2 protein-coding genes are annotated in these 1,238 nt (G+C 36.3%); both read left to right on the top strand.

What is annotated here, in order from left to right; all coding sequences use genetic code 11:
* Positions 1-83: 83 nt before the first annotated feature.
* The gene (locus BBG47_RS28050; protein ID WP_065294472.1) at positions 84-536 is read left to right on the top strand and encodes a hypothetical protein; all 453 of its coding nucleotides are present in this window, start codon (positions 84-86) and stop codon (positions 534-536) included.
* Between the two features lie 15 nt (positions 537-551).
* A complete protein-coding gene (locus BBG47_RS28045; protein ID WP_021254723.1) occupies positions 552-950 on the top strand; it encodes a hypothetical protein in 399 nt (132 codons plus the stop codon).
* Positions 951-1,238 lie beyond the last annotated feature (288 nt).

Raw genomic sequence — 1,238 nt, 5'->3', positions numbered from 1 at the left:
ATAAGCTGGCGTACGATGGACCAAATGTGAGCTATAAATCGTCTACGTAGAAGCCTCTAGAACCGACGAAGAATCAGATTGAGGTGCGGAAATACTATTCGGGCACCGAACCGGAGAATTCAGCGTCGGGATCCGCGTCGGGCAGAAGCAAGAAGGCAAGTGATGAGGGGACTCGAAAAGCTGATGACTTTGCTACGGAGCCCTTTTTACCTGACGAGTACTATAAAAATAACTATGCTCCAATGCAAGGAACCCCAGGAGATAGAATTGATTTTAGTCGTTTAGGTTCGAGTGGACAAGTAGAAAAGTCTAGAGTCATTTATGATCATGCAGGAAAGCAAAAGTATAGGGTGGATTATAGTGATCATGGTAATGCAAAACATCATCCCAATCCACCGCACTTGCATGAGTACATTTATCAAGATGCAGGGAAAAACATCAAAGAAAAAATTGTGTATATGCGAGATTCTTCGACGGGGAGAATGAGGAAAAGTCAAGTGGATCGTAAGACAAATGAAATAATTTTTATTGATTAAGGAGCGATAAAATCAGTGTATATCAAAAATATTGAGATGATAACTAATACACTTAACGATTCGTGGGTATATGAGCGAATTGTAAAAATAGAATACAATGTTGAAGATGATTTTGAGGGTAATTATATCGGGACACTGGATCTTATTTTTCATGTTACCCTATTAAAGACAAAGGAGCCATTCAAAATAATGATTAGATATCATGATGTTGAAGATTTAACGATACGAAAAGCAACAACTTTCCCTCTGTCAGGTGACTTAATAGTTCATGATATGAAGGAACAGGGTTTGGTAAGTAACCAGCGCTACCATGTACATGATGATAGTGGGTATGGTGAAAATGATGGATTTCAATTTATTGATTTTCATTGTAATTCAATTGAAGTGATTTCGGTAGAAGAGTTTTATATGTAATATAAAGCGAATTGTCATGTATTTGATTTTTGATTGGCTTTAGGCCTTTTGAAGTATGTGACAAAATATATTAAAAATCACTTGAAAGTCAATAACAGTATCGTACAATCCGCTCAATATACTAGACACTAAATAACTTGACAACTTGATACACTTTAAAAAGCTTACTCTATCAATATTAGTGGAAGTAAGCTTTTTCCATGTCAAGAAACATTAGTAGAAGGATGATGTATAGTGAGCAAGATCACGTAAGATAGAAATTTATCGAAGGCGCTGGATTTCTACAGT

It is taken from the genome of Paenibacillus sp. KS1 (assembly GCF_001680695.1).
In the GTDB taxonomy this organism is placed as follows: Bacteria; Bacillota; Bacilli; order Paenibacillales; family Paenibacillaceae; genus Paenibacillus_B; species Paenibacillus_B suaedae.
This window is presented reverse-complemented; position numbering and strand designations above follow the sequence as displayed.